Annotated in this window: 21 protein-coding genes; 12 read left to right on the forward strand and 9 right to left on the reverse strand. The window is 59.9% G+C overall.

Going from position 1 to position 22,230, the window contains the following annotated elements:
- Window position 1 precedes the first annotated feature (1 nt).
- From PspR84_RS12335 to gloB, 6 genes are all read right to left on the reverse strand, one after another.
- The gene (locus tag PspR84_RS12335) at window positions 2–1,021 is read right to left on the reverse strand and encodes an ABC transporter permease (RefSeq protein WP_064587187.1); all 1,020 of its coding nucleotides are present in this window, start codon (window positions 1,019–1,021) and stop codon (window positions 2–4) included.
- 1 nt (window position 1,022) lies between these two features.
- Window positions 1,023–2,096 (reverse strand): microcin C ABC transporter permease YejB, encoded by a 1,074-nt coding sequence (locus tag PspR84_RS12340; protein ID WP_016987121.1) that lies wholly within the window; start codon window positions 2,094–2,096, stop codon window positions 1,023–1,025.
- A 4-nt stretch (window positions 2,097–2,100) separates the two neighbouring features.
- Window positions 2,101–3,942, reverse strand: coding sequence for an extracellular solute-binding protein (locus tag PspR84_RS12345; protein ID WP_160057461.1), 1,842 nt, complete (start codon window positions 3,940–3,942; stop codon window positions 2,101–2,103).
- On the reverse strand, window positions 3,939–5,771 hold the full coding sequence (locus tag PspR84_RS12350) for an extracellular solute-binding protein (RefSeq protein ID WP_160057462.1): 1,833 nt from the start codon (window positions 5,769–5,771) through the stop codon (window positions 3,939–3,941). Before PspR84_RS12350 ends, PspR84_RS12345 begins: the two co-directional genes overlap by 4 nt.
- Before the next feature lie 334 nt (window positions 5,772–6,105).
- Window positions 6,106–7,569 carry a transglycosylase SLT domain-containing protein gene (locus tag PspR84_RS12355; RefSeq protein WP_038366034.1) on the reverse strand — a complete coding sequence of 488 codons (1,464 nt, stop codon included), beginning with the start codon at window positions 7,567–7,569 and terminating at the stop codon, window positions 6,106–6,108.
- A gap of 99 nt (window positions 7,570–7,668) precedes the next feature.
- Complete coding sequence (gene gloB, locus PspR84_RS12360) at window positions 7,669–8,436, reverse strand: hydroxyacylglutathione hydrolase (RefSeq protein WP_160057463.1); 768 nt, start codon at window positions 8,434–8,436, stop codon at window positions 7,669–7,671.
- Window positions 8,437–8,502: 66 nt separating this feature from the next.
- Here gloB and PspR84_RS12365 point away from each other — a divergent pair, with 66 nt between their 5' ends.
- From PspR84_RS12365 to PspR84_RS12385, 5 genes are all read left to right on the forward strand, one after another.
- Window positions 8,503–9,261: a methyltransferase domain-containing protein gene (locus PspR84_RS12365; RefSeq protein WP_007910573.1), complete on the forward strand. Its 759-nt coding sequence runs from the start codon at window positions 8,503–8,505 to the stop codon at window positions 9,259–9,261.
- An 89-nt stretch (window positions 9,262–9,350) separates the two neighbouring features.
- Window positions 9,351–9,821, forward strand: coding sequence for a ribonuclease HI (gene rnhA, locus PspR84_RS12370; RefSeq protein ID WP_007910572.1), 471 nt, complete (start codon window positions 9,351–9,353; stop codon window positions 9,819–9,821).
- A 193-nt stretch (window positions 9,822–10,014) separates the two neighbouring features.
- Window positions 10,015–10,773 carry a DNA polymerase III subunit epsilon gene (gene dnaQ / locus PspR84_RS12375; RefSeq protein WP_160057464.1) on the forward strand — a complete coding sequence of 253 codons (759 nt, stop codon included), beginning with the start codon at window positions 10,015–10,017 and terminating at the stop codon, window positions 10,771–10,773.
- 189 nt (window positions 10,774–10,962) lie between these two features.
- Complete coding sequence (locus PspR84_RS12380; protein WP_160057465.1) at window positions 10,963–13,218, forward strand: Orn/Lys/Arg decarboxylase N-terminal domain-containing protein; 2,256 nt, start codon at window positions 10,963–10,965, stop codon at window positions 13,216–13,218.
- A gap of 14 nt (window positions 13,219–13,232) precedes the next feature.
- On the forward strand, window positions 13,233–13,847 hold the full coding sequence (locus PspR84_RS12385; protein WP_160057466.1) for a GNAT family N-acetyltransferase: 615 nt from the start codon (window positions 13,233–13,235) through the stop codon (window positions 13,845–13,847).
- On the opposite strand, the gene PspR84_RS12390 is transcribed toward PspR84_RS12385, so the two are convergent.
- The gene (locus tag PspR84_RS12390) at window positions 13,813–14,706 is read right to left on the reverse strand and encodes a LysR family transcriptional regulator (RefSeq protein WP_160057467.1); all 894 of its coding nucleotides are present in this window, start codon (window positions 14,704–14,706) and stop codon (window positions 13,813–13,815) included. The two genes, PspR84_RS12385 and PspR84_RS12390, sit on opposite strands and share 35 nt — an antisense overlap.
- A gap of 85 nt (window positions 14,707–14,791) precedes the next feature.
- Entirely contained in the window at window positions 14,792–15,022 is a 231-nt protein-coding gene (locus tag PspR84_RS12395; RefSeq protein WP_160057468.1) for a hypothetical protein, read from the reverse strand.
- A 184-nt stretch (window positions 15,023–15,206) separates the two neighbouring features.
- On the opposite strand from PspR84_RS12395, the gene PspR84_RS12400 reads away from it, so the two are divergent.
- Both PspR84_RS12400 and PspR84_RS12405 read left to right on the forward strand, forming a co-directional pair.
- Window positions 15,207–15,764, forward strand: a complete 558-nt coding sequence (locus PspR84_RS12400) for an NAD(P)H-dependent oxidoreductase (protein ID WP_007910565.1) — start codon at window positions 15,207–15,209, stop codon at window positions 15,762–15,764.
- Between the two features lie 153 nt (window positions 15,765–15,917).
- Complete coding sequence (locus PspR84_RS12405) at window positions 15,918–17,201, forward strand: arsenic transporter (protein ID WP_160057469.1); 1,284 nt, start codon at window positions 15,918–15,920, stop codon at window positions 17,199–17,201.
- A gap of 105 nt (window positions 17,202–17,306) precedes the next feature.
- On the opposite strand, the gene PspR84_RS12410 is transcribed toward PspR84_RS12405, so the two are convergent.
- Window positions 17,307–18,257: a DUF1853 family protein gene (locus tag PspR84_RS12410; protein ID WP_160057470.1), complete on the reverse strand. Its 951-nt coding sequence runs from the start codon at window positions 18,255–18,257 to the stop codon at window positions 17,307–17,309.
- Window positions 18,258–18,372: 115 nt separating this feature from the next.
- Here PspR84_RS12410 and PspR84_RS12415 point away from each other — a divergent pair, with 115 nt between their 5' ends.
- Genes PspR84_RS12415 through PspR84_RS12435 form a run of 5 tightly spaced genes read left to right on the forward strand, consistent with a single transcriptional unit; the run spans window position 18,373 to window position 22,222 of the window.
- Window positions 18,373–19,263, forward strand: a complete 891-nt coding sequence (locus tag PspR84_RS12415; RefSeq protein WP_003224174.1) for an NAD(+) kinase — start codon at window positions 18,373–18,375, stop codon at window positions 19,261–19,263.
- On the forward strand, window positions 19,263–20,234 hold the full coding sequence (locus PspR84_RS12420) for a metallophosphoesterase (protein WP_093430727.1): 972 nt from the start codon (window positions 19,263–19,265) through the stop codon (window positions 20,232–20,234). Before PspR84_RS12415 ends, PspR84_RS12420 begins: the two co-directional genes overlap by 1 nt.
- Window positions 20,231–21,100, forward strand: coding sequence for a rhomboid family intramembrane serine protease (locus PspR84_RS12425; protein WP_160057471.1), 870 nt, complete (start codon window positions 20,231–20,233; stop codon window positions 21,098–21,100). The genes PspR84_RS12420 and PspR84_RS12425 overlap by 4 nt, the downstream gene beginning before the upstream one ends.
- A 34-nt stretch (window positions 21,101–21,134) precedes the next feature.
- Complete coding sequence (locus PspR84_RS12430) at window positions 21,135–21,395, forward strand: DUF1315 family protein (RefSeq protein ID WP_007919229.1); 261 nt, start codon at window positions 21,135–21,137, stop codon at window positions 21,393–21,395.
- Complete coding sequence (locus PspR84_RS12435) at window positions 21,392–22,222, forward strand: DUF2797 domain-containing protein (RefSeq protein WP_160057472.1); 831 nt, start codon at window positions 21,392–21,394, stop codon at window positions 22,220–22,222. The genes PspR84_RS12430 and PspR84_RS12435 overlap by 4 nt, the downstream gene beginning before the upstream one ends.
- Window positions 22,223–22,230: the final 8 nt, after the last annotated feature.

Genomic DNA, 22,230 nt, shown 5'->3' on the forward strand with positions numbered 1-22,230 from the left:
TTCACTTCCTCGGGTCGAAGGCATCGCGAGCGGACTCGCCGATAAACACCAGCAAACTCAACATCAGCGCCAGCACGGCAAAGGCACTCATGCCCAGCCACGGCGCTTGCAGGTTGGATTTGCCCTGCGCGACCAGTTCACCCAGCGACGGACTGCCGGCCGGCAAGCCGAAACCAAGGAAGTCCAGCGCGGTGAGGGTGCCGATGGCGCCGGTGAGGATGAACGGCATAAACGTCATGGTCGAGACCATCGCGTTGGGCAGGATATGGCGGAACATGATCGCGCCGTTCTGCATGCCCAGCGCCCGCGCCGCACGCACGTATTCAAGGTTACGTCCACGGAGGAACTCGGCGCGCACCACGTCGACCAGGCTCATCCACGAGAACAGCAGCATGATCCCCAGCAACCACCAGAAATTCGGCTGGACGAAACTGGCGAGAATGATCAGCAGATACAGCACCGGCAGCCCCGACCAGATCTCCAGAAAACGCTGCCCGGCCAGATCGACCCAGCCGCCATAGAAGCCCTGCAACGCACCGGCAATCACGCCGATGATCGAACTCAACACAGTCAAGGTCAGCGCAAACAGCACGGAAATGCGGAAGCCGTAAATCACCCGCGCCAGTACGTCGCGGCCCTGATCGTCGGTACCGAGCAGGTTGTCCGCCGAGGGCGGGGCCGGGGCCGGGACTTTCAGGTCGTAGTTGATGCTCTGGTAGCTGTAGGGAATCGGCGCCCACAGCACCCACGCGTCCTTGGCCTTGAGCAATTCGCGGATGTACGGGCTCTTGTAGTTGGCTTCCAGCGGGAATTCGCCGCCGAAGGTGGTTTCCGGGTAGCGTTTGATCGCCGGGAAGTACCAGTTGTTGTCGTAATGCACCACCAATGGCTTGTCGTTGGCGATCAGCTCGGCGCCGAGGCTCAGGCCGAACAGGATCAGAAACAGCCACAGCGACCACCAGCCACGCTTGTTGGCCTTGAACAGTTCGAAGCGGCGGCGGTTGAGAGGGGACAGGTTCATCTCAATGCTCCCGGCTTTCGAAGTCGATGCGCGGATCGACCAGGGTGTAGGTGAGGTCGCCGATCAGTTTCACCACCAGCCCGAGCAGGGTGAAGATGAACAGGGTACCGAACACCACCGGGTAGTCGCGGTTGATCGCCGCTTCGAAACTCATCAGCCCGAGGCCGTCGAGGGAGAAAATCACTTCCACCAGCAGAGAGCCTGTGAAGAAAATGCCGATGAACGCCGACGGGAACCCGGCAATTACCAGCAGCATGGCGTTGCGGAACACGTGGCCGTAGAGCACGCGATGACGGGTCAGGCCTTTGGCCTTGGCGGTGACCACGTATTGTTTGTTGATCTCGTCGAGGAAGCTGTTTTTCGTCAGCAGGGTCATGGTCGCAAAGTTGCCGATCACCAGTGCCGTCACCGGCAGCGCCAAGTGCCAGAAGTAATCGAGGATCTTGCCGCCAAAACTCAGTTCATCAAAGTTGTTCGAGGTCAGTCCGCGTAATGGAAACCAGTCGAGATAACTGCCGCCGGCAAACACCACGATCAGCAGAATCGCAAAGAGGAACGCCGGGATCGCGTAGCCGACGATGATCGCCGAACTGGTCCACACATCGAAGTGGCTGCCGTGTCGCGTGGCCTTGGCGATCCCCAGCGGGATCGACACCAGGTACATGATCAGCGTGCTCCACAGCCCCAGCGAGATCGACACTGGCATCTTTTCCTTGATCAGGTCGATGACCTTGGCGTCGCGGAAAAAGCTGTCGCCGAAATCCAGCGTCGCGTAGTTCTTGACCATGATCCACAGGCGTTCCGGGGCCGATTTGTCGAACCCGTACATGTGCTCGATTTCCTTGATCAGCGCCGGATCCAGACCCTGCGCGCCGCGATAGGACGAACCGGCCACGGACACCTCGGCACCGCCGCCGGCAATCCGGCTGGTGGCGCCTTCGAAGCCTTCGAGCTTGGCGATCATCTGTTCCACCGGGCCACCGGGCGCGGCCTGAATGATCACGAAGTTGATCAGCAAGATGCCGAACAGCGTCGGGATGATCAGCAGCAGTCGCCGAAAAATATACGCCAGCATCTGATTACTCCGTGCCCACAGGGTCGGTTTGCAGTTTGGTTTCGACTTCTATCGCCGGTTTCGCGTCCGGCTTGATCCACCAGGTATTGATGCCGATGTCATATTTTGGTGAGACCTTCGGGTGACCGATGTGATTCCAGTAAGCCACGCGCCAGGTCTTGATGTGCCAGTTGGGCACGACGTAATAACCCCATTGCAGCACTCGATCGAGTGCACGGGCGTGGGCCACCAGGCTTTTGCGCGAGTCGGCGTTGATCAGGTTCTCGACCAGTTGATCGACGATCGGATCCTTCAAGCCCATGGTGTTGCGGCTGCTCGGTTTATCGGCGGCGGCACTCATCCAGTATTCGCGCTGTTCGTTGCCCGGCGAGTTGGACTGCGGGAAGCTGCCGACCATCAAGTCGAAATCACGCGAACGCACGCGGTTGATGTACTGCGAAACGTCGACGCGGCGGATTACCAGATCGATGCCGAGGTCGCTGAGGTTGCGCTTGAACGGCAGCAGTACGCGTTCGAATTCGGTCTGCGCGAGCAGGAACTCGATCACCACGGGTTTGCCGGTGGCGTCGACCATTTTGTCGTCGACGATCTTCCAGCCGGCTTCCTGCACCAGTTGATAGGCCTCGCGCTGCTGGGCGCGGATCATGCCGCTGGCATCGGTCTTCGGGTTTTCGAAGGCTTCGCTGAACACTTGCGCCGGCAGTTTGCTGCGGAACGGGTCGAGGATCGCCAGTTGATCGGCATCGGGCAGGCCGGTGGCGGCCATTTCCGAGTTCTCGAAATAGCTGCGAGTGCGGAAGTAGGCACCGTTGAACAGCTGTTTATTGGTCCACTCGAAATCGAACAGCAGACCCAGCGCCTGACGCACTCGCGCGTCCTGGAACAGCGGGCGGCGCAGATTGAAGACGAAACCCTGCATGCCGGTCGGGTTGCTGTTGGCGATCTGTTCCTTGATCAGGCGACCTTCGGTGACCGCCGGAATGTTGTAGGCGTTGGCCCAGTTCTTCGCGGTCATTTCAAGCCAGTAATCGAACTGCCCGGCCTTCAGCGCTTCGAGGGCGACGGTGTTGTCGCGGTAGTAATCGGTGGTCATCGTGTCGAAATTGTAGAAGCCACGGTTGACCGGCAGGTCCTTGCCCCAGTAATCCTTGACCCGCTCGTAACGCACCGAACGGCCAGCCTTCACTTCGGCGACCTTGTACGGGCCGCTACCGAGCGGGATTTCCAGGTTGCCCTTGTTGAAATCGCGATCGGCCCACCAGTGTTTCGGCAGCACCGGTAACTGGCCGAGGATCAGTGGCAATTCGCGGTTGTTGCTGTGTTTGAACTTGAACAGCACTTTCAGCGGGTCTTCGGCGATCACTTCGGATACGTCGCTGTAGTAGCCGCGAAACATCGGCGAGCCTTCCTTGGTCAGCGTATTGAAGCTGAATACTACGTCGTCGGCGCGCACCGGGTGGCCGTCATGGAAACGTGCTTCGGGGCGCAGGTAGAAACGCACCCAGCTGTTGTCCGGGGCTTTTTCGATTTTGCCGGCGATCAGGCCGTATTCGGTGAACGGCTCGTCGAGGCTGTGTTTGGTCAGGGTGTCGTAGATCTGCCCGACGTCATCGGCTGGCACACCTTTGCTGATAAACGGGTTGAGGCTGTCGAAGCCGCCGAATCCGGCCTGACGAAAAACGCCGCCCTTGGGCGCATCGGGATTCACGTAATCGAACTGCTTGAAATCAGCCGGGTATTTCGGTGGCTCGTTGTACAGGGTCACGGCGTGTTGCGGGGCGGCAAAGGCCAGCCCGGCGAACAGCAAGCCGCTGGCCTGGACGAGCAGGGCGCGGATGGGTTTCATCGATCTTTCTCCGAAGACTTCAGCCACCATGCGCTCAGGCCCAGGGTGTAGGGCGGCGTGGTGACGAAGGCCAACCGGTTGCGGTAGGCCAGACGGTGATAATTGAGGTACCAGTTGGGAATGCTGTAATGCTGCCAGAGCAGCACGCGGTCGAGCGCCTTGCCAGCGGCGACCTGTTCGTCGCGAGTGCGCGCGGCGAGCAATTGTTCGAGCAGGTGATCGACCACCGGGTTGGCGATGCCCGCGTAATTCTTGCTGCCCTTGACGTTCACCTGACTGGAGTGGAAGTACTGCCACTGCTCAAGGCCCGGGCTTAGGGTCTGGTTGAGCGTCATCGAGATCATGTCGAAATCGAATTGATCGAGGCGCTGTTTGTATTGCGCCCGATCCACGGTGCGCAGGCGCGCGTCGATGCCAATGCTGTTGAGGTTCTCGATGTAGGGTTGGTACAGGCGCTCCAGGTTCGGATTGACCAGCAGCAGCTCGAACCGCAGCGGTTGGCCGTTAGCGTTTTGCAGGCGCTGGCCGTTGAGCTTCCAGCCGGCTTCGGCGAGCAATGCCAACGCCTTGCGCATGGTTTCCCGGGGAATGCCGCGCCCGTCGGTTTTTGGCAGGGTGAACGGCTCGGTGAACAGCTTGGCCGGCAGTTGTTCCTTGTACGGCTTGAGCATCAGCCATTCACCCCCGACCGGCAGGCCGGAGGTTGTGAATTCACTGTTGGGGTAGTAACTGGTGGTGCGTTTGTAGGCATCGCTGAACAGTGCGCGGTTGGTCCACTCGAAATCGAACATCAGGCCCAGCGCTTCACGGGTCTTAACGTCCGAGAACGTCGCACGGCGGGTGTTCATGAACAGGCCCTGACTCTGGGTCGGGATCTGATGCGGGATCTGTGCCTTGATCACATCGCCACGGCGTATGGCCGGGAAGTTGTAGCCGTTGGCCCAGTTCTTCGCCTGATGCTCGATGTAGATGTCGAACTCGCCAGCCTTGAACGCTTCGAAGGCGACATCGCTGTCACGGTAGAACTCGACTTCCATGCGATCGAAGTTGTACTTGCCGCGATTGACCGGCAAGTCCTTGCCCCAGTAATCCTTGACCCGTTCGAAGATCAACTGTCGACCCGGCGTCACCGAAGTGATGCGATAGGGGCCACTGCCCAGTGGCGGTTCGAAGGTGGTGGCCTTGAAGTCGCGGTCTTTCCAGTAATGTTGCGGCAGCACCGGTAACTCACCGAGGCGCAGGATCAGCAGCGGATTGCCCGAGCGCTTGAGCACGAAGCGGATGCGCTGTTTGTTGAGAATGTCGACCCGCAGTACTTCCTGCAACGCAGTGCGGTACAGCGGATGGCCGTCCTTGAGCAGCGTTCGATAGGAGAACGCTACGTCATAAGCGGTGATCGGCGTGCCGTCGTGAAAACGCGCCTCAGGACGCAGGTTGAAGACGACCCAGCTGCGATCTTCGCTGTACTCCACCGATTGCGCGATCAAGCCGTAGCTCGACGCCGGCTCGTCGCCGGACGGCGAATATTGACCGGTACCGACCATCAGCGGCTCGTTCAGCTCATTGATGCCGTACTGGAGGAAATTCGCTGTGGTGACCGGGCTGGTGCCTTTGAACGTGTACGGGTTGACCGTATCGAAGGTGCCGAACGCCATCACCCGCAACGTACCGCCCTTGGGCGCTTGCGGGTTGACCCAGTCGAAGTGGGTAAATCTGGCCGGGTACTTGAGCGTGCCGAATTGCGCATAACCGTGACTTTGGGTAATCGTCGCGCTTGCGGTTGAGCTCAAGGCCAGGCTGATCAGGAGCAGGAGGAGGGGACGCTTCAAGTCAGATCCGATCCAGGCGGCTTGGGCTTAGTGGGCCGTACAGTAACAGCTTGTCTGGACAGGAAAAAGATGCGGGTTAATGCGCGGTTAATCGTTTGCGCGAAGAGCCCCTCACCCTAACCCTCTCCCGGGGGGAGAGGGGACTGTTTGCGGTGTTTGCGAGAGTTGCACCGACGTGCAATACCGAGTCGAACTCACGTTTTGAAAAGCCCTCGATCGGCTCCCTTTCCCCCTCGCCCCCGTGGGGAGAGGGCTGGGGTGAGGGGGATGGATCTAAAGCACACCACAAAAACATCACCAAAAAAAAGCCCCCGAAATCTCAGGGGCTCATCTGTCAGTGCGGCTGATAAACCGTGAGCATCTGCCCCGGCTTCAGTGCTTTACCCGCACCCGGATTCCAGCGCTTGAGATGCTGCATCTCAACGTTGAAGCGCTTGGCCACCACGTACAGCGTGTCGCCGCGCTTGACCTTGTACTGAGTCTGCTGCGCGCTGTCGTCTTTGCCTTTGCTCTTGCTGTTGGCCGCAACCACCGTGTTGACCCGGCCGGACTTGCGAGCCGGTGCGCGTTTGGTGGTGTCCTGCATGACCAGGGTCTGGCCGACCTTGAGGTTCTTGCCGGTCAGCTTGTTCCAGCGTTGCAGATCCTTGACTTCGACCTTGTTGGCCTTGGCAATGGAACCGAGGTTATCGCCACGCTTCACGCGATAAGCACGCTTGAGTTTTGCCACTTCGGAAGGATCGGCACCCTCGAACACCGGCTTCAGCGAGCGCGGGCTGATCAGTTCGTCAGGCCGCATGGTCTGCAAACTGGCAGTGAGCAATTGCGCCTTCGACGTTGGCACCAGCAAATGCTGAGGACCGTCGATGGTGGTGCGCTGCTTGAAGGCCGGGTTGAGCTGGAACAGTTCGTCTTCGTCGATGTTGGCCACCGCAGCAACTTTCGACAGGTCCATGCGCTGGTTGATTTCGACGACCTGGAAGTACGGTTCGTTGGCGATCGGGTTGAGGTTCACGCCGTAGGCTTCCGGCGCCAGTACCACTTGCGACAATGCCAGCAGTTTCGGCACGTACGCCTGGGTTTCCGCCGGCAGCGGCAGGTTCCAGTAGTCGGTTGGCAGGCCAAGCTTTTCGTTACGTTCGATCGCGCGGCTGACGGTACCTTCACCGGCGTTATACGCCGCCAGGGCCAGCAACCAGTCGCCGTTGAACATGTCGTGCAGGCGGGTCAGGTAGTCCATGGCTGCCGTGGTCGAAGCGGTGATATCGCGACGGCCATCATAGAAGCGGGTCTGACGCAGGTTGAAGTAACGCCCGGTGGAAGGAATGAACTGCCACAGCCCTACAGCATCGGCCCGTGAATAGGCCATCGGGTTGTAGGCGCTTTCAATCACTGGCAGCAGGGCCAGTTCCAGCGGCATGTTGCGTTCTTCGAGGCGTTCGACGATGTAGTGAATATAGAGACTGCCGCGTTCGCCGGCGTTCTCGAGGAAAGAGGGATTGCTGGCGAACCACAGGCGCTGCTGCTCGATGCGCGGGTTGACGCCGAGGCCTTCCTGCAGCTGAAAGCCCTGGCGCATGCGTTCCCAGATGTCCTGAGGAACCTGTGGGCTGGGCTTTTCGGTCAGCCAGATCGGCTTCTGCTTGGCTCGCGCAGCAATGTTCGGCGTATGGGTCGCTTCAGTCTGCGGAGCATGGCTGGAACAGCCCGCCAGCGTGGCGGACACAGCCACCGCGATGGCTTGCGCCAGGCGGGTCAATGCGTCTGAATTGACGGACTTACGTATGGATGACGACATTGGCTGGAAGTAAGTTCCGGGCAAAAATGTCGGGCGATTCTAGAAAGCGCACCCCCCTAGGTCAACCATTCAGAATTTTTGTATCAAGTGCTGGGTCACTTAGAACGTATCTTTCCAGGCCCGCAGAGCCGCAAATACCTCGCTCGGCGCCCGGTTTTGAGCGCCTGCCCGTTCGTCCACTTTTTGTGTAACTAATGTTTCAGTGGTGCGCAAAAACGGGTTGGTGAGTTTTTCCAGGGCCAGGGTCGAAGGCAGGGTCATCACGCCGTTTTGCCGTTGCTGGGTGACTTTTTCCAGACGGGCGGCAATGTCCGGGTTGCCCGGCTCGACGGCGGCGGCAAACTTCAGATTGCTCAGAGTGTATTCATGGGTGCAGTAGATCAGCGTATCTTCCGGTAACGCGGCGAGGCGGCTGAGCGAGTGGTGCATTTGCTCCGGCGTGCCTTCGAACAAACGTCCGCAACCGGCAGCGAACAGCGTGTCGCCGCAGAACAGCAGACCGTGGTGGTAATAGGCAATGTGTCCCAGGGTGTGACCGGGCACCGCATAGACGTCGAAGTCCCAGCCGAGCACGCTGACTGTGTCGTTATCCTTGAGCGCCACATCGCGTCCCGGAATGTTTTCGCTGGCCGGCCCGTAGACCTTGGCGCCGGTCGCCGCTTTCAGGCGTTCGACGCCGCCGACGTGATCATGATGGTGGTGGGTGATCAGGATATCGCTCAACACCCAGCCCGGATGCGCTGCAAGCCACGCCTGAACCGGCGCGGCATCGCCCGGGTCGACCACAGCGCAGCGCTGGGTGCGGTGATCCTGTAACAACCAGATGTAGTTGTCGGTGAACGCGGGCAGGGCACTGATCTGTATCATTGTCGGAATTCGCCAAGCGGGAAACATTGGCGCATCTTAGTAGTTCCTGGCGCTTTGGAGAATGCGATGAGTGATAAAGCGTTCGCACAGGCTGATCCTGACTGGCTGGCCTTGATCGGTGCAGCCCGTGAATGGCTGTCCGGCCCGCTCGGGCAATTTCTGCTCGATGAAGAGCGGCGCATGCTCGAAGACGAGTTGGGTCGGTTCTTTGGCGGTTATCTGGTGCATTACGGGCCGTCGGCCGAAACCCCGCCGGCGGCGCCGCAAGTGCAGCGTAATGTGCGCCTTGGCGCGCCGTTGCCCGGCGTCGAGATCGTCTGCGAAGAACAGGCCTGGCCGCTGAGCGAGCATGCTGCCGACGTGGTAGTGATGCAGCACGGTCTGGATTTCTGCCTGTCGCCCCATGGTTTGCTGCGTGAAGCGGCGAGCAGTGTGCGCCCCGGCGGGCATTTGCTGATCATCGGCATCAACCCGTGGAGCACCTGGGGATTGCGCCATGTTTTCGCCCACGACGCCTTGCGCCAGGCACGCTGCATCTCGCCGTCGCGGGTTGCTGACTGGCTCAATCTGCTGGGCTTCGCGCTGGAGAAACGCCGCTTCGGGTGCTATCGTCCGCCGCTCGCGTCACCCAAGTGGCAGGCCCGTCTGGCCGGCTGGGAACGCAAGGCCGGTGACTGGCAGTTGTCGGGCGGCGGCTTCTATTTACTGGTCGCGCGCAAGATCGTGGTTGGGTTGCGGCCGCTGCGTCAGGAGCGTCGCGAGCCGATGGGCAAGCTGATTCCGCTGCCCATGGCCAAGGTCAATCGCCGGCGCATCGAACCGTAAACCTTCTTTATTTGTGGTCGGGCTTGTCCCGGCCTCGGTCATTGTCGGTCCGTGATCGGCAAGACAGGCATTTTTCTGGATAGATTGGCATGAGCGAAAGCGTTGAAAGCGTCGACACCGTAGAACTGTTCACTGACGGCGCCTGCAAGGGCAATCCCGGCCCGGGCGGCTGGGGCGCCTTGCTGGTGTGCAAGGGCGTCGAAAAGGAACTGTGGGGCGGCGAAGCCAATACCACCAACAACCGCATGGAACTGCTCGGCGCGATTCGTGGCCTCGAAGCCTTGAAGCGTCCGTGTGAAGTGCTGTTGGTGACCGACTCGCAGTACGTGATGAAGGGCATCAACGAGTGGATGGCCAACTGGAAAAAGCGTGGCTGGAAAACCGCCGCGAAAGAACCGGTAAAGAACGCTGATCTGTGGAAAGAACTGGACGAGCAGGTCAACCGCCACAAGGTCACCTGGAAATGGGTGCGTGGGCATATTGGCCATCATGGTAACGAGCGGGCGGACCAGTTGGCTAATCGTGGGGTGGATGAGGTCCGCGGTTACAAGCAGAGCTGATTTCGCCTCTGAACCGTGGTGCGGCCCTTCGCGAGCAAGCTCGCTCCCACACTGGGTCGTGTTCACAACACAAATCCATTGTGGGAGCGAGCTTGCTCGCGAATGGGACGCCACGGTCTGACTGAAACACCCCGCCGAGCGTGTTAACATCCGCGTTTTTTTGCAAGAACGACCCGTTGAGAGCTGAACACTGATGGCCACCAGATCCGTTGTACTCGATACCGAAACCACCGGCATGCCGGTGACCGATGGTCACCGGATCATTGAAATCGGCTGTGTCGAACTGATCGGCCGACGCCTGACCGGCCGGCATTTTCACGTTTACCTGCAACCGGATCGCGAGAGTGATGAAGGCGCCATCGGCGTTCACGGCATCACCAACGAATTCCTGGTCGGCAAGCCGCGTTTTGCCGAAGTCGCCGATGAGTTTTTCGAGTTCATCAAAGGCGCGCAGCTGATCATCCACAACGCGGCGTTCGACGTTGGCTTCATCAACAACGAATTCGCCTTGATGGGCCAGCAGGATCGCGCTGACATCACGCAGCACTGCTCGATCCTCGACACCCTGATGATGGCCCGGGAACGTCACCCGGGGCAGCGCAACAGCCTCGATGCCTTGTGCAAACGTTATGGCGTCGACAACTCCGGCCGTGAACTGCACGGCGCCTTGCTCGACTCGGAGATTCTCGCCGACGTCTACCTGACCATGACCGGTGGCCAGACCAGTCTGTCGCTGGCGGGCAATGCGTCTGACGGCAATGGCACCGGCGATGGCGCGGACAACTCGGCGACCGAGATTCGTCGTTTGCCGGCGGATCGTCAGCCAGCGCGGATCATTCGTGCGACGGAAGATGAACTGGCGGCGCATCTGGCGCGGTTGGAAATTATTGCCAAGTCTGCCGGTGGCCCGGCGATGTGGACGCAAATCGCCGAGGCGGACGCTCAGGCTTGAAAATCAAAAGATCGCAGCCTTCGGCAGCTCCTACATTGGAATGCGATCCTCTGTAGGAGCTGCCGAAGGCTGCGATCTTTTGTTTTTGGCGGTATGAAGCCAAGTGGCCACCCTCGCCACATTCGCCGCAACCCTCTACCCTGAGTGCATTGGCAGACATTGAGCCGCCGCCTCAGGACACTGAGCCCCATGTACAAAGATTTGAAGTTTCCGGTGTTGATCGTCCATCGCGACATCAAAGCCGACACGGTCGCCGGTGACCGTATCCGTGGCATCGCCCGGGAGTTGGAGCAGGAAGGTTTCAATATCGTTTCGGCTATCGACTACACTGAAGGGCGGTTGGTGGCGTCGACCCACCACGGCCTCGCGTGCATGCTGATTGCCGCCGAGGACGCCAGCACCAATTCCCATCTGCTGCAGAACATGGCCGAACTGATTGGTCTCGCGCGGGTGCGCGCACCGGATTTGCCAATCTTTGCCTTGGGCGAGCAAGTTACCCTGGAAAATGCCCCGGCCGATGCCATGGCCGAGCTCAATCAACTGCGCGGCATTCTCTATCTGTTTGAAGACACCGTGCCGTTTCTGGCCCGGCAAGTGGCGCGGGCGGCGCGCAAGTATCTGGACGGCTTGCTGCCGCCGTTTTTCAAAGCGTTGGTGCAGCACACCGCCGATTCCAATTATTCCTGGCACACCCCCGGCCATGGTGGTGGCGTGGCGTATCACAAGAGTCCGGTGGGGCAGGCGTTTCACCAGTTTTTTGGCGAAAACACCTTGCGTTCGGACTTGTCGGTGTCGGTGCCGGAGCTTGGCTCGCTGCTCGATCACACCGGGCCGCTCGCCGAAGCCGAAGAGCGTGCGGCGCGCAATTTCGGCGCCGATCACACCTTTTTCGTGATAAATGGCACCTCGACCGCCAACAAGATTGTCTGGCATTCGATGGTTGGCCGCGATGATCTGGTGTTGGTCGATCGCAACTGCCACAAGTCGGTGTTGCACGCGATCATCATGACCGGCGCGATTCCGTTGTACCTGTGCCCGGAGCGTAATGAACTGGGAATTATCGGCCCGATCCCACTGAGCGAATTCAGCCGCGAATCGATTCAGGCGAAGATCGATGCCAGCCCGCTGACCAAGGACCGTGCGCCGAAAGTCAAACTCGCGGTGGTCACCAACTCGACCTACGACGGCCTCTGCTACAACGCCGAACTGATCAAGCAAAGCCTCGGCAACAGTGTCGAAGTACTGCATTTCGACGAAGCCTGGTACGCCTACGCGGCGTTTCACGAATTCTTCGCCGGGCGCTATGGTATGGCCACCTCGCGCAGCGCAGACAGCCCGCTGGTGTTCACCACCCATTCCACGCACAAATTGCTTGCCGCGTTTAGTCAGGCGTCGATGATTCATGTGCAGGACGGCGGCGCGCGGCAACTGGATCGCGATCGTTTCAATGAAGCGTTCATGATGCATATCTCGACGTCGCCGCAGTACAGCATCATTGCCTCGCTGGACGTTGCCTCGGCGATGATGGAAGGCCCGGCCGGGCGTTCGCTGTTGCAGGAAACCTTCGATGAAGCGCTGAGCTTCCGCCGCGCGCTGGCCAATCTGCGCCAGCATATCGACGCTGATGACTGGTGGTTTTCGATCTGGCAGCCGCCGGGTGTCGAGGGCATTGACCGCGTACAGACGGAGGACTGGCTGCTGCAACCGCAGGCCGACTGGCACGGTTTTGGTGAAGTCAGTGACGATTACGTCCTGCTCGATCCGATCAAGGTCACGCTGGTAATGCCGGGGCTGAACGCCGGCGGTGCACTGAGCGAGAAGGGCATCCCGGCGGCGGTGGTCAGCAAGTTTCTGTGGGAGCGTGGCCTGGTTGTTGAAAAAACCGGTCTGTATTCATTTCTGGTGTTGTTCTCCATGGGCATCACCAAGGGCAAATGGAGCACGCTGCTCACCGAGTTGCTGGAATTCAAACGCAGTTACGATGCCAACGTGCGTCTGGAAACCTGCCTGCCGTGCGTGGCACAAGAAGACACCGCGCGTTATCGCGGCATGGGCCTGCGCGATTTGTGTGATCAACTGCACGCCTGCTATCGCAGCAACGCCACGGCCAAACACCTTAAACGCATGTACACCGTGCTACCGGAAATTGCTATGAAACCGGCTCATGCCTACGATCATCTGGTACGTGGTGAAGTCGAAGCGGTGCCCATCGATGAGCTCGAAGGACGCATTGCCGCAGTGATGCTGGTGCCGTATCCGCCGGGGATTCCGCTGATCATGCCCGGCGAACGCTTTACCGAATCGACGCGCTCGATCATTGATTACCTGAAATTTGCTCGCACGTTCGATAGCAGCTTCCCCGGTTTTGTCGTGGATGTGCATGGATTGCAGCACGAAGACGAAGGCAATGGACGGCAATACACCGTCGATTGCGTCAAGGAATGAGGACATTTCCCAGTATGCAACCGGTCATGAATCCGAAATACCCAGGGCTGTCGGTGCGTGTCGCCGATGAAGGCTTTGCGCCGTATATCTGGGGCAGCGACTTCAGTTTCGAAGTCGCCGCCTATGGCGCGGCCGTGATTGGCCAGCCGGTCGAGCAATGGCGGGTGACGCCGATCATCCCGTACCGCAAGTGTTACGGCATCGATCCGGAGGAGTTCAGCGCCTTTCACAACGCGCCGGACAGCGCGATTTTCATGGCCTATCTCGACGATGAGCCGGTTGGCCATCTGGTGATCAGCACCAACTGGAACGGCTTCGCGCATATCGACGAGCTGGCGGTGCACGCGCCGGCTCGTCGGCATGGTGTGGCCAAGGCGTTGCTCGATGTCGCGCAGTTCTGGAGCCGCAAGAAAAAGCTGCCGGGGATCATGCTCGAAACCCAGAACAACAACCTCGGCGCCTGTCGGTTGTATGAGCGCTGCGGCTACGTGATTGGTGGCGTGGACCAGTTGCGCTATCGCGGCATTGATCCGAACACCGCCGAAGTGGCGCTGTTCTGGTACCGATTGTTCGATAATCCACTGGAAAACCCGCTCAGTTCGACAGCATCGCCTCGGCTTGTTCCGTGACGATGGCGAGCAGGGTCTGAATCGCCGCTGACGGCGCGGCGTGCTTGAAGGTCAGGGCGTACAGGCTGATCGGCACCGCTGGCGACAGCGGGCAGACATCCAGCCCGGCAGAGCGTGCGCCCAATGCAGTGAACGGGTCGACGATGGCCAGGCCTTCGCCGGCCTCGACCATGCTGCGCATCATCTGATGGGTTTGCACGCGGGTCTGGATGCTTGGCGCCGGGCGCAAGGCCTGCAGCTTGTTTTCCAGCGCCGGGCTCAGCGGGTCCTGACCTTCTAGGCCGACCATCGCCTGGCCAGCGAGATCCTGCAAAGAAATGTATTTCTGCTTCGGTTGCAACCAACCGTGGGGCGCGAGCAATTGCAGCTTGCCCTGGGCCAGTGGCCGGCAATCAATGTCGGGGTGTTCGGGATCGTGCAGGCTCAAGCCCAGATCGCTCTCGCGCAGCAACAGGCTGCGGACGATGTCGCGGGTCGGCGCGCTGAGCAGGCTGCACGGTGCGTCGGGCAGACGTCGGCGCAGGGCGGCGAGACTTTGCGGGAGTAACTGTTGCGCCAGCGGCGGGGTGCCGATGATGCGCAGTGGCGGGGCGAGGTATTGCTTGAGGCTGCTGGCCAACCGTTGCACGGGTTCCAGAGCTTCATAAACGTGGGCGATTTCCACCTGCAACGCCCGTGCTTCGGGCGTCGATTGCAGGCGTCCGCGCACGCTGGCGAACAGCATGAACCCCAACTGACTCTCGGCTTCGCGCAAACGCTCTTCGACCTCGGCCACCGGCAACTGCAGCCATTCGGCGGCGGTGCCCAGGTGACCGGTCTGCAAGAGCGCCTGAATCACTTCGATATGACGTAAACGCATGCGTGAAGTCCATGTTCAGCAGGTGGGGTCAGTGGCTGAATCCTACCCCAAGTCTGCGCATATGACTTCTGCTCATAACGGCCAGTTATGAAGCGATGGTTGGCTCGGGTTCGCGGATCAGGGTGATGCCGGACTGAACCAGTTCGAATGTCTGGTCATCGATCTTTTTAATGCGATCGCCAATGGCCAGTCGGTAAATCGGCTCCGAGCCAGTGAGACCGTCGTCCGACGGGGTGGATTCCTGGAACTCATGCACGGAATAAACGCGGCCTTCCGCATCTCTTGCATGGAACTGACCGACGAGTACTGCTGCCATCTGCTTAGAACCTCTGGAGATAAAACGCTTGATTTGCGGCTTGGTAGACCGCCATCAAGGCCTGTAAGTTTTCCTACAGGAAAAAAATAATCAGCGCGCGGGAATTTCCCATTGTGTGCTGGTGGAATCGTCACCGGATCATCTATAACTACTGGCTCCTCCCACGGACCATCGAGAGTCTTCCATGAGCAATGTCTACAACGTCGCTGTAGTGGTCGGTAGCCTGCGTAAAGCATCGATCAATCGCAAGGTCGCCCTGGCACTGGCGGAGCTGGCACCGGCGAACCTCAAACTTGAGATTGTCGAAATTGGCGATCTGCCACTTTACAACGAAGACATCGACGGTGATTCACCGCCGGCAGCCTACAGCACTTTCCGGGAAAAAGTGGGTTCATCCGACGCGGTGCTGTTTGTCACGCCCGAATACAACCGTTCGGTGCCGGCGCCGTTGAAAAACGCCATTGACGTCGGTTCGCGGCCTTATGGCAAAGCTGTCTGGAGTGGTAAGCCGGGCGCGGTGATCAGTGTATCGCCCGGCGCTATCGGTGGTTTCGGCGCGAACCAGCATCTGCGCCAGTCGTTCGTATTTCTCAATGTGCCGTGCATGCAGCAGCCAGAAGCGTACCTGGGCGGCGCGGGTTCGGCGTTTGATGAGGCGGGAAAATTGAGCGAATCGGTGAAACCTTTTCTGCAGAGTTTTATCAATGCGTACGGACAATTCGTAGAACAACACAAGAAGTAACCTGTACACGGAACAATGTAGGAGTGAGCCTGCTCGCGATAGCGGTGTGTCAGTCGACCAATTGGTAACTGACAGTCCGCTATCGCGAGCAGGCTCACTCCTACAGGTTTTGTGTTGGCTTCATAACCCCATTTCAATTTAAGGCTGTTGCGGATGCTCGCTGCGTCACTGATTTTCCTGCTGACCATTACCCTTGTGATCTGGCAGCCCAAAGGCCTCGGCGTCGGCTGGAGTGCGACGCTTGGCGCGGTGCTGGCGCTGATCTTCGGCGTTGTGCACCTGAGCGATATCCCGCTGGTGTGGCAGATCATCTGGAATGCCACCGGCACCTTCGTCGCGCTGATCATCATCAGTCTGTTGCTCGACGAAGCCGGGTTCTTCAACTGGGCCGCGCTGCATGTGGCGCGCTGGGGACGCGGCAGTGGGCGCAAGCTTTTTGCCTTCATGGTGCTGCTCGGCGCGCTGGTGTCGGCGTTGTTTGCCAATGACGGCGCGGCGCTGATCCTCACCCCGATCGTGATTTCGATGTTGCTCGCGCTACGGTTTTCCCCGGCGGCGACGCTGGCCTTCGTCATGGGCGCGGGGTTTATCGCGGACACCGCGAGCCTGCCGCTGGTGGTGTCGAACCTGGTCAACATCGTTTCGGCGGACTTCTTTCACATCGGCTTCAACCGCTATGCAGCGGTGATGGTGCCGGTCAACTTCGTCAGCGTCGCGGCGACGCTGGGCATGCTGCTGTGGTTTTTCCGCCGCGACATTCCATCGACGTATGACCCTGAGCAACTTGAGCATCCAGAAACCGCGATCCATGACAAAGCCACGTTTTATACCGGCTGGGCGGTGTTGGTGATTCTGCTGATCGGTTGTTTTGCGCTGGAGCCGCTGGGCATTCCGATCAGTGCGATATCCGCCGTGTGCGCCGCACTGCTGTTGGGCATCGCCGCTCGCGGTCACAAGATTTCCACGCGCAAGGTGATGAAAGAAGCGCCGTGGCAGATCGTGATTTTCTCGCTCGGCATGTACCTGGTGGTGTATGGCCTGCGCAACGCCGGACTGACCGGGTATCTGGCCGGTTGGCTGGATGTCTTCGCCGGTCATGGTGTTTGGGGCGCGGCCATGGGCACCGGGGTGCTGACGGCGTTGCTGTCGTCGATCATGAATAACTTGCCGACGGTGTTGATTGGCTTGTTGTCGATCGATGCCAGTCAGGCGAGCGGGGTGGTCAAGGAAGCGATGATCTATGCCAACGTGATTGGCAGCGATCTGGGGCCGAAGATTACGCCGATTGGCAGTCTGGCCACGTTGTTGTGGCTGCATGTGCTGGAGCGCAAGGGGATTCACATTGGCTGGGGCTATTACTTCCGGGTCGGGATTGTGCTGACGGTGCCGGTGTTGTTGGTGACGTTGGCGGCTTTGGCTTTGCGGCTTTCCCTTTAGACCGAGGTGACCCTATCGCGAGCAGGCTCACTCCTACAGGGGAACGCATTCCAATGTAGGAGTGAGCCTGCTCGCGATAGGGCCTGTACAAACGCCACAAAAACTTCAGGGCTGGCCGGGTACATTCGGCCAAAGATCGGAGACCAGAAACAACCGCTCAGCCTCTTCCCATTCCCCCTGCGAATTCTCGATCAGGCGCACCATCAGCTGTGCCGGTGCCAGCGGCTCGAGGTCTTCCAGCCACATCCGTAAATGCTCCAATGTCCAGGTCTGATCCGCCGGGTAATGCGCCGGCGCCAGCCATGCATGGCGGGGCAGGGGTTGCCAGCGTCCGGCCGGACGTTGCGCAACAAATGCCGGCCAATCCTTCTGATGCAACCAGCTCCCGCGTAAATGCTGCGGATGCGCACCGTTCGGTGATTCAGCCTGCCCGGGCCACGGGTACAGCAAATAACCACCCAGCCACAGCTGCGCGCTGAACACCTCGATATCCAGCGCCGCCAGCACTTCGCGGCTTTCCGGACGCGCGGAGATCGGCAGTTGATGCTCGGCCAGATGCGCTAGTTTGCGATCCAGCCGATCATGACAACCCGGGCCTAGCCACTGCGCGGGATCACGACCGTCGCCATTTTGCGGGCCCAGATAAAGCTTGATCGCCAGTTCCAGGTGATGCACGCCGTCGCGGTCACGCAACAGCATGTCCAGCTCGCCGAGGGTGTGGCCCTCGCGGCGGATCGGCAGGTTGGCGGCGATCAGTTCAATGCCCGGCGCATGCTCCACGGCAAACTGCCACAGCCGTTCGTAATACAAGCCCAGACGCCGCGTGCGCGCCTGCGACAGCCAATGCAATAAGCCATAACTGTCGCGGTCGAGCTGGCGCAACCAGTGCTCCAGTCGCTGCGGGTCATGCACCCAATCGCTGCCCGCCAGCGGATGGCGCTGCGGCCACGGCGTGGTAGCAAGCATCGGCGGGGCGAGGATCACCCACGCCAGATCGCGCACTTCCGGATGGCGTAATTGGTGAGGCAACTGAAGCAAGTCGGGAAATAGGATCATCTTGCGAGCATAGCCGTAAACACGAGCACACCCTTGAGGCTGAAAGGATTTTGTCTAACCGGCGCTTTCGCCCATAATCGGGTTTTTCGCGTTTTCGATTGTCCGCAGAGGTCCCATGGAGCAATTTCGTAATATCGGCATCATCGGTCGCCTGGGCAGTTCCCAGGTGCTGGATACCGTCCGCCGACTGAAACGGTTTCTGCTCGATCGTCACCTGCATGTGATCCTCGAAGACACCATCGCCGAAGTCCTGCCGGGCCACGGCCTGCAAACCTCGTCGCGCAAGATGCTCGGCGAAGTCTGCGACATGGTCATCGTCGTTGGCGGTGACGGCAGCCTGCTCGGTGCCGCGCGAGCGCTGGCCAAACACAATATTCCGGTGCTGGGGATCAACCGTGGCAGCCTCGGTTTCCTCACCGATATTCGCCCGGATGAGCTGGAAGTCGAAGTCGCCAAGGTGCTCGACGGCCACTATCTGGTGGAAAACCGCTTCCTGCTGCAAGCCGAAGTGCGCCGCCACGCCGAGGCCATTGGTCAGGGCGATGCGCTCAACGATGTCGTGCTGCACCCCGGCAAATCAACGCGGATGATCGAGTTCGAGCTGTACATCGACGGTCAGTTCGTCTGCAGCCAGAAGGCCGACGGCCTGATCGTCGCCACGCCGACCGGTTCCACCGCGTACGCGCTGTCTGCCGGCGGGCCGATCATGCATCCCAAGCTCGATGCCATTGTGATTGTGCCGATGTACCCCCATATGTTGTCGAGCAGGCCAATTGTGGTCGATGGCAACAGTGAGCTGAAAATCGTCGTGTCGAAAAACATGCAGATTTACCCGCAAGTCTCCTGTGACGGGCAGAACCATTTCACCTGCGCGCCGGGCGACACCATCACCGTCAGCAAGAAAGCGCAGAAGCTGCGCCTGATTCACCCGCTTGATCACAACTACTACGAAGTCTGCCGCACCAAGCTCGGCTGGGGCAGCAAGCTGGGCGGTGGAGGCGACTGATGCTCGATCCCGCGCGCAGTTATGACCTGATTGGTGACGTGCACGGATGCGCCCTGACCCTCGAACACTTGCTCGACCGCCTCGGTTATCACAAGCAGGGCGGGGTCTGGCGGCATCCATCGCGCATGGCCGTGTTCGTCGGCGACATCATCGACCGTGGCCCGCGCATTCGCGAGGCGCTGCACATCGTTCACGACATGGTCGAGGCCGGACAGGCCTTGTGCATCATGGGCAACCACGAATTCAACGCCCTCGGCTGGAGCACGCCGGCGCCGCCGGGCAGCGGCAAGCAGTTCGTCCGCGAACACACGCCGCGCCATGCGCGTCTGCTGCACGAAACCCTGACCCAGTTCGAAGACCATCCAGGCGACTGGCATGATTTCCAGCGCTGGTTCTATGAGCTGCCGCTGTTTGTCGACGCCGGACGTTTCCGCGTCGTGCATGCCTGTTGGGATGCCGGACTGATCGAACCGTTGCGCGCGCTGTTCCCCAACGGCTGCATCGATGAACACTTCCTGCAGGCCTCGGCGGTGCCGGACAGTTTCGCCTGCACCGTGTTCGACCGCCTGTTGCGCGGCACCGACATGCGTCTGCCGGATGGTCTGACCATGACCAGCGGCGATGGCCTGGTGCGTTCGTTCTTCCGCACCAAGTTCTGGGAAGACGATCCGAAGACCTACGGCGATATCGTCTTCCAGCCCGATGCGCTGCCCGATCCGGTGGCGCAGAAGCCGCTGACCTCCAGCGAAAAAAATAACCTGCTGCGCTACGGTGTCGACGAGCCGTTGCTGTTCGTCGGCCACTACTGGCGCAGCGGCAAACCGGCGCCGATCCGCCCGAACCTCGCGTGTCTGGATTACAGCGCGGTGCTCTACGGCAAACTGGTGGCCTATCGTCTGGATCAGGAAACACGTCTGGATCCGCATAAATTTGTCTGGGTCGATGTCGAGCGGCCGGAGGTGCTGCAATGAGTGCGGTAGCAGTATTGCGTCTGCCGTTGGCGGTGGACTTGAGTGGTTTCGTCAAACTGCTGCAACGCATGCAAGTGCCGCATCGCGTCAGCGAAGAGGCCGGCGAACAAGTGCTGTGGGCACCGGCGGAAATCAGCGAAGACGTGCGCTCGCTGTACGAGCGCTTCCCGGCAGGTGATCCCGATCAGCAAATGGACATCCCCGCCGCGCCAACCTTCAAGCGACCGAGCTTCGCCGAGCAACTGAAATACGCCAAGGCCACCGGGTTCATCCTGTTGTTGTGCCTGATCGTTGGCGGATTGACATACCTCGGTGAGAACCTGCAGACCTTGCGCTGGCTGACGTTCCTCGATTTTCAGGTGGTCGGCGAGTACATCCATTTCACGCCGTTGGCCGACAGTCTGGCGGCGGGGCAGTGGTGGCGTCTGGTCACACCGATGCTGATCCACTTCGGCATCCTCCATCTGGCCATGAACGGCATGTGGTACTGGGAGCTGGGGCGGCGCATCGAGTCGCGTCAGGGCAGCATCAACCTGATCGGGCTGACGCTGCTGTTCAGCCTCGTTTCCAACTACGCGCAGTTTGTCTGGAGCGGCGCGACCTTGTTCGGCGGGCTGTCCGGCGTACTTTACGGCTTGCTCGGGCACTGCTGGATCTTCCAGCTGCTGGCGCCGAACCCGGCCTATCGCCTGCCGCGTGGCGTGCTGGTGATGATGCTGGTGTGGTTGCTGGTGTGCATGTCGGGGCTGATCTCGGTAATCGGCTTCGGCGAAATCGCCAACGCCGCGCATGTCAGCGGGTTACTCATCGGATGCTTCACCGGTTTGTTGGGCGGTTTGTATAACCGCCGTAAACTGGCCGCCTAAAATTTTTCTGTAGATAAAGAGCACGGAGACCCTGATGTCCTCTTTTAACGACATGATCAACAACATCACCCCGGACATCTACGAGAGCCTGAAGCTGGCCGTGGAAATCGGCAAATGGTCCGACGGTGGCAAGCTCACCGCCGAGCAGCGCGAGCTGTCGTTGCAGGCGATGATCGCCTGGGAAATCCAGAACCTGCCTGAAGACCAGCGCACCGGTTACATGGGCCCGCAGGAATGTGCATCGAAGTCGATCGAAGTGCCGAACATCCTGTTCAAGTCGGATGCCATCCATTGATCGAGATTGGCCGCGGTGCAATCAGCAAAATGTCGGCGCGCCTGGACGGGCCGAATGTGCAATACGCGTTTCGTCTGGATGACGTCGAGGTGCCGGTCAACCCGTTGATCGGCACCACGGTGCGTCTGGAGTACCTGGGGGCGATTCACTGCACCCATTGTGGGCGTAAAACCAAGACCAGTTTCAGTCAGGGCTATTGCTACCCGTGCATGACCAAACTGGCGCAGTGCGACCTGTGCATCATGAGCCCGGAGCGCTGCCACTATGACGCCGGCACGTGCCGCGATCCTGCGTGGGGCGAGCAGTTCTGCATGACCGATCACGTGGTTTACCTGTCCAACTCGTCTGGCATCAAGGTTGGCATCACCCGTGCAACGCAACTGCCGACCCGCTGGATCGATCAGGGCGCGTGTCAGGCCTTGCCGATCATGCGCGTTTCGACGCGGCAGCAGTCGGGCTTCGTCGAAGATTTGTTCCGCAGCCAAGTGGCCGACAAGACCAACTGGCGCGCGTTGCTCAAGGGCGATGCGGTGGCGGTCAATCTGGCACAAGTGCGCGATCAACTGTTCGACAGTTGCGCTGAAGGTCTGCAAGGCCTGCAAGAGCGATTCGGCCTGCAGGCGATTCAGACCATTGCCGATGTCGAACCGCTGGAAATCCGCTATCCGGTCGAGCAATACCCGGCCAAAATCGTCAGCTTCAACCTGGACAAGAACCCGATTGCCGAAGGCACGTTGTTGGGGATCAAAGGCCAGTACCTGATCTTCGATACCGGCGTGATCAATATTCGCAAGTACACGGCTTATCAGCTCGCCGTGCATCAATAAGGACCCCA

It is taken from the genome of Pseudomonas sp. R84, from assembly GCF_009834515.1.
GTDB lineage: Bacteria > Pseudomonadota > Gammaproteobacteria > Pseudomonadales > Pseudomonadaceae > Aquipseudomonas.

Excerpts from the sequence above, each read along its gene's own strand:
- PspR84_RS12425 (WP_160057471.1), top strand. The coding sequence starts at position 20,231 with ATGAGTGCGGTAGCAGTATTGCGTCTGCCGTTGGCGGTGGACTTGAGT.
- PspR84_RS12335 (WP_064587187.1), bottom strand. The coding sequence starts at position 1,021 with ATGAACCTGTCCCCTCTCAACCGCCGCCGCTTCGAACTGTTCAAGGCC.
- PspR84_RS12385 (WP_160057466.1), top strand. The coding sequence starts at position 13,233 with ATGCAACCGGTCATGAATCCGAAATACCCAGGGCTGTCGGTGCGTGTC.
- PspR84_RS12365 (WP_007910573.1), top strand. The coding sequence starts at position 8,503 with ATGAGTGATAAAGCGTTCGCACAGGCTGATCCTGACTGGCTGGCCTTG.
- dnaQ (WP_160057464.1), top strand. The coding sequence starts at position 10,015 with ATGGCCACCAGATCCGTTGTACTCGATACCGAAACCACCGGCATGCCG.
- PspR84_RS12420 (WP_093430727.1), top strand. The coding sequence starts at position 19,263 with ATGCTCGATCCCGCGCGCAGTTATGACCTGATTGGTGACGTGCACGGA.
- PspR84_RS12345 (WP_160057461.1), bottom strand. The coding sequence starts at position 3,942 with ATGAAACCCATCCGCGCCCTGCTCGTCCAGGCCAGCGGCTTGCTGTTC.
- PspR84_RS12405 (WP_160057469.1), top strand. The coding sequence starts at position 15,918 with ATGCTCGCTGCGTCACTGATTTTCCTGCTGACCATTACCCTTGTGATC.
- gloB (WP_160057463.1), bottom strand. The coding sequence starts at position 8,436 with ATGATACAGATCAGTGCCCTGCCCGCGTTCACCGACAACTACATCTGG.
- PspR84_RS12390 (WP_160057467.1), bottom strand. The coding sequence starts at position 14,706 with ATGCGTTTACGTCATATCGAAGTGATTCAGGCGCTCTTGCAGACCGGT.
- PspR84_RS12410 (WP_160057470.1), bottom strand. The coding sequence starts at position 18,257 with ATGATCCTATTTCCCGACTTGCTTCAGTTGCCTCACCAATTACGCCAT.
- rnhA (WP_007910572.1), top strand. The coding sequence starts at position 9,351 with ATGAGCGAAAGCGTTGAAAGCGTCGACACCGTAGAACTGTTCACTGAC.
- PspR84_RS12430 (WP_007919229.1), top strand. The coding sequence starts at position 21,135 with ATGTCCTCTTTTAACGACATGATCAACAACATCACCCCGGACATCTAC.
- PspR84_RS12355 (WP_038366034.1), bottom strand. The coding sequence starts at position 7,569 with ATGTCGTCATCCATACGTAAGTCCGTCAATTCAGACGCATTGACCCGC.
- PspR84_RS12340 (WP_016987121.1), bottom strand. The coding sequence starts at position 2,096 with ATGCTGGCGTATATTTTTCGGCGACTGCTGCTGATCATCCCGACGCTG.
- PspR84_RS12400 (WP_007910565.1), top strand. The coding sequence starts at position 15,207 with ATGAGCAATGTCTACAACGTCGCTGTAGTGGTCGGTAGCCTGCGTAAA.
- PspR84_RS12415 (WP_003224174.1), top strand. The coding sequence starts at position 18,373 with ATGGAGCAATTTCGTAATATCGGCATCATCGGTCGCCTGGGCAGTTCC.
- PspR84_RS12380 (WP_160057465.1), top strand. The coding sequence starts at position 10,963 with ATGTACAAAGATTTGAAGTTTCCGGTGTTGATCGTCCATCGCGACATC.
- PspR84_RS12395 (WP_160057468.1), bottom strand. The coding sequence starts at position 15,022 with ATGGCAGCAGTACTCGTCGGTCAGTTCCATGCAAGAGATGCGGAAGGC.